At 39.6% G+C, this 7,101-nt stretch carries 5 protein-coding genes; all 5 read right to left on the reverse strand.

The features are described 5' to 3' along the window. Window positions 1-821 precede the first annotated feature (821 nt). On the reverse strand, window positions 822-1,196 hold the full coding sequence (locus AFK68_RS17685; RefSeq protein ID WP_094673911.1) for a hypothetical protein: 375 nt from the start codon (window positions 1,194-1,196) through the stop codon (window positions 822-824). Window positions 1,197-1,243: 47 nt separating this feature from the next. Then, window positions 1,244-1,678, reverse strand: coding sequence for a nitrogen fixation protein (locus AFK68_RS17690; RefSeq protein WP_094673912.1), 435 nt, complete (start codon window positions 1,676-1,678; stop codon window positions 1,244-1,246). A gap of 48 nt (window positions 1,679-1,726) precedes the next feature. After that, complete coding sequence (locus AFK68_RS17695; RefSeq protein ID WP_094673913.1) at window positions 1,727-2,053, reverse strand: hypothetical protein; 327 nt, start codon at window positions 2,051-2,053, stop codon at window positions 1,727-1,729. Window positions 2,054-3,420: 1,367 nt separating this feature from the next. Continuing rightward, a complete protein-coding gene (locus AFK68_RS17700) occupies window positions 3,421-4,815 on the reverse strand; it encodes a carotenoid oxygenase family protein (RefSeq protein WP_094673914.1) in 1,395 nt (464 codons plus the stop codon). Window positions 4,816-4,990: 175 nt separating this feature from the next. Continuing rightward, on the reverse strand, window positions 4,991-5,203 hold the full coding sequence (locus AFK68_RS41970) for a transposase (RefSeq protein WP_246844255.1): 213 nt from the start codon (window positions 5,201-5,203) through the stop codon (window positions 4,991-4,993). Window positions 5,204-7,101: the final 1,898 nt, after the last annotated feature.

A 7,101-nucleotide genomic window follows, 5' to 3' on the forward strand; every position in this document is an offset into this window, starting at 1 on the left:
TTGAAATTATGGTTAATTCCTCAATTTTACTTTGTTGATTATATCCATGCTAAAAAATGAATTGGTCTCATCAAGATGTCAGGACTTACGCACCCTCTCCAAGAAACCGGGTTTACTGCCCTGATTATATCAAATCCGTTTGCAATGGAAGTGTTATAAGCTATAAATTCCTGACTCATGTAGGGGCAAACGGGAGTTTGCCCCTACTTTATACAAATGATTTAAATATTTTATATGGCGATCGCCATTAGTTGTTAACTATATGATTTTGAGGTGCTTGTAAACCCTTGATAAATCACCCTGATTTTAATTATTTTATCGCTGAGGATAAGACTAAGTATGATGAAGTTTATGATTATTTTTTTTGGGAATTCACAGACACTTTTAAAGATGTTCAGTATCAGTGGATAATATCAAATCCGCATAATTAGTTACTGTAAGTCCGCAACAACTCAAACAGATTAGAAGGAAGTCATCCCAAGGTTTTAGAGATTGCTTCCTTTCGGTTGCAATTGACTTGTGTTCAACCAGATTCTATATAATATCAAATCCGCTTGCAATGGAAGTGTTATAAGAAACCGGGTTTACAGCGGTTTTCATATGAATAAACCACAATGATACTACCTCCGCGCCTCCTAACTCCGTACGGACGCCCTTATGCAACGTCCCTACCTCCTGACTCCTGACTCCTAACAATGAGTTTAGTGGTCTACTCAACTGAAAAGCGCTGTATGCGAGGTAAATCTTAGTATAATGGGGTATCTCATACAAACCCGGTTTATATGCTCTATGCTCTATTTATACTGATACTAGCGGATCAATTACCAACAAATCGGACCACCATGTTCGTACAAAGCTTTTGTGTAAGGTCCACCACCGTTTTCGCACAAAGCTTTAGTGAGAACAGGTGGCTTAGGTGGCTTAGGTGGCTTAGGTGGCAGGGGTGTGGGTATGGGCTTAGGGAAAGGATTTCCACCGGTCTCACTTCCTGGACAAGGAGCAGAGATGCACACTATGTCACAAGGATCATGCCCGCCTTCTTCACCTATAGCCAAAGTAGTAAAAATAGGCTCCTCATATATTCGCTTTCCACCGCTAATTTGGGCAGCTTCTTCGTCTGTTAACTGCTCTTCAATATCTAGATTTATATCTTCTAGATCGGAAATATTGAGAGCAAAAGGATGATTTAGATTCATACAAAACTCCTAATTTTTATTAGTACAAGAATAGATCAAGTCTGCTATCAGACAGAAGGAACTGCTGCCTGACGTAATTGCTCAGAGGGAGCATAGTCATCTGTGACGACTTGCGGACATCGCCTACAGGCTGCTTTACCTTCTTGCTGCCACCAACGACAATTTCGGCGGATAGAACAAGGCGGTAAATCTTCAGCCACCACAGGCAATTTCTCCACAATTCGCATTGCTAAACGGCAGTCCTTGCCATTAAAATGCTGACAGCCAGATTCCTCACAGGATGCCGCCGTTCTAAAAATCTCCCCTGGGGTAACTGGGCTAGCCTTTGCTATCAGTTCTTCTGTAATGGCTACGGGCTGCTTAAGATAAGCTATCTGGGGTTCCGTAGGTGTTCCACCGACTACACCGAAAACAACACCATTTACTGATTCGGGTCTAGCACTAGGGCAAAGGGTAGTTTTTTCAGCAGTAATATTTTTCATGAATTTAGCCTCCACCAAAATAGTATTTTTGACATTGAAGACTAAAAACTAAGCAAGTTTTTCTTGCTCTGGTGGTACTGCAATTAGCCCAACTACAATTGGCGGACAAATTTTAATTGGAGGGCAAAAAGGCTTAATTGGCTTAATAGGATAACACACAGGCTCAATTGGCTTAATTGGCGGACAAATCGGCTTGAAGCCTGCTACTGTAGGTGTTTTTTGAGCTAATGAAACACTCAGACCACCTCCAATTATTTTGGCTTCATCATCGGATAAAGTTTCTACTAATCCTCTTCGTACTACCGCATTGTCAATGGCATTATCAATTAGGTCATTAATTTCTAATTTATGGCTGTACTTTTTGCTTTCTGCCATTTTGATTTTCCTCCGAATTGTTAACTACTTTTTGTCTATGGAAATAGAACTAGAATTAGAACGAAATTTTGAAGAACTACGAGAACTCAAATCAGATAAAATGATAAAATGTTAATATAAACGTTTTAACTAATCTCTCTTTTACGATCGCTTTCAAGAATGACGGTATCCAGGGGGCTAAAAAGAGACGCAGTTCCTAGCACAAAACTCTCAGGGGGAACAACCGGGCTGAGTTAAATTTGAGTGCTTCAAACAATTTATTTTGTTTGACTATTTTAATATAACCAGAATAATAAGGGAATGGTTGCCAATTTGGCAGATGTATTTGCAAAAAATAGACTAAATTTTATTGGGTTTTTGAAGGCATGAAAAACTACTTAATTCTCAAAAAAGAAGCTATGCTATTTGGAAGTTAGAGGCATTAATATTTTTTAGGTCTACATCTTCTTCTAATCACAGTATTTTTGACATATTTTTGGCTTTGACTTTTGATTTTGTCAACAATTTGCTAGGAGTAAACACACTTCATAATTGTTTACAAACAACCTCTAAAATTAGGCTAAATCTTCGAGTTATTTTTGTCTGAGAAGATTTGTTAATTATTTGTAAAAGACGTTTGCTAACGCAAAGCTTTCCTACGGAATGCTACGCAAACGCTAACATTAATTCGATTAGCATCCCAAGGAGAATCAGCTATAAAGTGATTTAGTCAATTAAATAGCGTTTCTCAAGCTAATGAGGTATAGTTGTTTTTCTTCCTTTCTATTACTACTCTCTAATATAAAATCCGGTTATACAGTAATCGCAAAATTACTTCGTCTTAATACAGATGTTCTATTGAATACGAATTTAAAAATTTAATAGTTCAAATCCAATATTTCTCCTGACTCCTGACTCCTGACTCCGAGCGCGATACGATAACTAATGACCCGGATTCTATATAAGACCTACGGACGTTGCATAAGGGCGTCCCTACCTAGGTATGACATCTTCGACATAAAAACCTTGTTTGACAAGCATTATAGGCTAATTTTATCAGGAGCAGAAGGAGGAAAAAGTTTTTTTATCACTAACAGGACTTACGCATGAGGTACGAAAAACTAGGATTTGAGATTGCTTCCCTGTCGGTCGCAATGACGAAAATACGTTGTATTGCGTAAGTCCTAACTAATTACAGCGGTTGTCCTGCACGGTAGACTACAGTAAGGGCGAATGGCCATTGGCTCCTAGAGGATTTTGGTTGTGACCTGAGGTCATCAATCTCAAAAGCGCTGTAAGCGGACATCAGATAAAATGACGATCACTCCACTTCCAGGTAAACCCGAAAGAGCTATCGCCTGATTTTCTTGTCCTCAAGAAAATAAAATTTAACTATTTGCTATCAACTGCATCTCAGACACCCAAGTACCATGAAAACCATAAGGTACTCGCTGAGGTAAAATCACCCGCCCCACAGGTTCCCCCCTGATATCCTGAGCATCTATCACCAATAATTCAGAACGCTTCTGTTTCTCATCATACACAAAAGTCAACAACCAACCATCATCCTCATCAATAGCACCTATTCTAGGTGCAAACGTCACAGCACCTCCATAACGACCTTCACCAAAATCATGGGGTAGAGACCTACCAGTACCGAAGTCATACTTAATAATTCCATCAAATAATGGTCGCAAAGATGCCATTCTCGAAGTGTAACCATAACGCATTTCCCGCCCTACAAACCTATTATTAATACAAGGAAACTCCGATGGTCTCTTATCTAACATTCCCTCTCTCACACTACCAGTCTTGAGATTAAACGCCCACCCATACATTCGCGGAATATTCTCATCGGGGTCTCTCAAAGTACCAGGATACAAATGAGTCGAACTCATTCGACAACCATACAATACCACTTCATCCCCAGATTCATAAGCATTAAGAATATGATTGATATAGCAAGGTTGAGCTTCAAACCAGCGAATATCTTCATTGTTTCCATACCGAGGTAAGATACCAAAACGACTGGGCACTCCAGTTTCAAACATCCAAGCAGGCAAACCTTGTTCTTCTCGTTGTGGACGGAACCGTAATGGTAAATCCATCAAAATTGTATAATTTTTTGTGATGGCAAAATCGTGAGGACCACTTGGCACAGGTACATTAATAGGTACTGTCTGCAATAGCTCCCCGTTACCAGAAATCACACCGTATTTCACATAAGGAGGCGCATCCAGAGCGTAACCAAAAAATATCAATTCTCCAGTCATCGGGTCAACTTTTGGATGAGCAGTGAAAGCAGAATCTAAGTAACCATCACATAAATAGGGGGCAATTGTTTCTAAACTAGGAACTCTAACCTCATAAGGTAAACCTGCTTCCCAAAGAGCTAATAACTTGCCATTGTGAAAAGTAACCCCATTATTGGCCACATTTTTATATGGACCATAGGGATTATTTATTTGAGGCGGTTCTAATCTACCACTCCAGACAGCATGACCCAAGTCTTTTTCTACTTCAAATCCTCCCGTCCGTACATATCGGTTTCGATATTCTGCCCTACCACCACTAATTCTCACCCCATGCAGCATTCCATCACCATCCATCCAGTCATATTTACCTAGAGGTGCGAATTGAGGATTTGGGCCATTTCTAACATACATTCCTGACAAATCTCTAGGGAGTTGGCCTTTAATTTCCAGGTTGTCGGCAGTTATTTCTTTCCTGACTGGGGCAAAATTACCCATCAGATAGGGATTAAATTTTGTGGTAGTAGTCATTGGGACTTGCTCCTATAGAAAAAGTTAAGGTTCTATTAACAGCTTATGACCACTTTTCCATTCTGTATAGTGTTATAATTCAAAAATTTTGTAAATTTGTACTCATCTGTATTTTCTTTTTTTCCTGTGCAACATTTAACCTACTCAAAGCTATTCACCTTGAATCTTTATAGCATCACCGATTAAAGTGATTGCAGATGAGCTGCAAAGGTCGCAACATAATATTACGAGCGCCGTTCCAATCCCTATGGGCACTATAGCCACATTTCGGGCAATGAAACTTTTTATTTCCACCTAGTTGCTTGTGAACATGACCGCATTCAGGGCAAGTTTTTGAAGTATAGGATTCATTACACGATACTACTAAAACATTATGTCGATTAGCCATCTGAATTAAATGTTGCTGAAACTTATAATGACTCCACGAGAGCATATCTTGTTTCGAGCCGTGCGTTTATTCAGTTTTCGACCAGACTTTACTACCATTTCTGAAGTAGCAAATGTCGGCAGAAAGATGATTTTGTAGTGGTTTACAAGAAATTGTGCTACTTTATTGTGCAAATCCTTAACTAAGCTTTCAATTTTTTCCCTAATGCGATAACTTGCTTTACCGAATAATTAAGGTTTAAAGCCAACTAGATCAAGANAATTATAAATTATCCATTATCAATTATCAATTATTGAAGCATTGCTCGTCGTTGACGTTTCACCACGCTTAAGTCAATGCGACTCATTAAATTATTAGATAGCAACAAAGCCTTTGAATTTTACCCATATCGCCGTTACCGAACTCAACAATCTTTTCAGAGTCAAATCCCGTCAAAAAGGTACGCACTCCAGGGTCAAGAGCAATAACTTTTGATTGTGAGGTGGGAATTGGTTGTTTATATTCTGGAAAAATACCATACCATTTTCCACGTTTACAGTGCTTTTCAAGTTGATGAACTACATCTTCACAACCAAAACCCAGTAGGGACTTTCCATGGAACGTCCCTACTGTGGTCTACTGAAATGAAAACCGCTGTAAAAACTAATTGAGTAGCATAACTACATTCAGCGGGAAATCCTTCTGGTGAGCGGTAGAGCAATCCCTTAACTTTGGTAGGATACCANGTAAAAACTAATTGAGTAGCATAACTACATTCAGCGGGAAATCCTTCTGGTGAGCGGTAGAGCAATCCCTTAACTTTGGTAGGATACCAGTGGTTTTTCTTGTAGTTACCCACTTTGAACTTGATTACTTGAGACGGTTGACAGCAAGATTTAAACTTAGCTACACCACCATTAGCCATACCTTGTTTGCCAGCATCTACAGCATCAGCGACCGCTTCTTGTAATTGATGCCCAGGCAACTCTTTATATAGTTGGATACTTGACATACTCCCGACGTTGTCCCTTACGGGACAACGTCGGGATTCTTCAGCCTGGGAAACCCTGACTGGTGCGCGTGACAGAGGTGATGTCCTCCTACCATCTTGTGTTTGTACTCTAAATTCAGGAATGTGCGTGATAAATTCGCTGTACTGGTACTACTGAAATATTAAGAGGACAAGCATTTACTGGTGTNGAATGTGCGTGATAAATTCGCTGTACTGGTACTACTGAAATATTAAGAGGACAAGCATTTACTGGTGTGCGCGTGGCTTCAAACCAGTTCTTATTTCACATGGTTTTCAGAGATATTGGTTTTCTGAGACAATAACTCGCCAAACTCAGTTATATTAAAGAATTTAGCTTTTTAATATTTACTTTATAAATTAGCTCTTAAACCACAAGTTAGGGTTCGATCATAATCAATGGGAGAAAAGTGGAAATTAGAGAATAGGAAATTTGCCAAAATGGGTCATTAAAATGGCAATCAGCAATCAGCGTTTCAGCTAGGAGAAAAAGAATTCTCGTGGAGAAGCTCAGACTATTTTGGGCCATAAAATGCCTTTTGCCGACACTGGCTACAATAATAAAGTAGTAGGGCATCTAGCTTAAAAATGTGGGTAAGTTTCAGAAATTAAGACCTCTCCCCCAAATCCTCTCCTGCAAGGCTATGCTTTAAATTCCTGACAGGATAGGGGAGACGAGGGAGAGGAGTCCAATAGGGAAGTGAGGACAAATCTGCCATTTCTCAAATGTAGGACAGAGGTGGCTAAAAGTGAATAAGGCAATGAGTCCCATTTGATTTCCCTTGCTAGCTACTATAGAACCCCTGAAGGGATCTATTTAAAATTAGAGATTGAGAGTAGGGGAGTAGGGGAGTGTGGAGAGATGGGGAGATGGGGAGATGGGGAGATG

It is taken from the genome of Hydrocoleum sp. CS-953, from assembly GCF_002260545.1.
GTDB lineage: Bacteria > Cyanobacteriota > Cyanobacteriia > Cyanobacteriales > Microcoleaceae > Trichodesmium.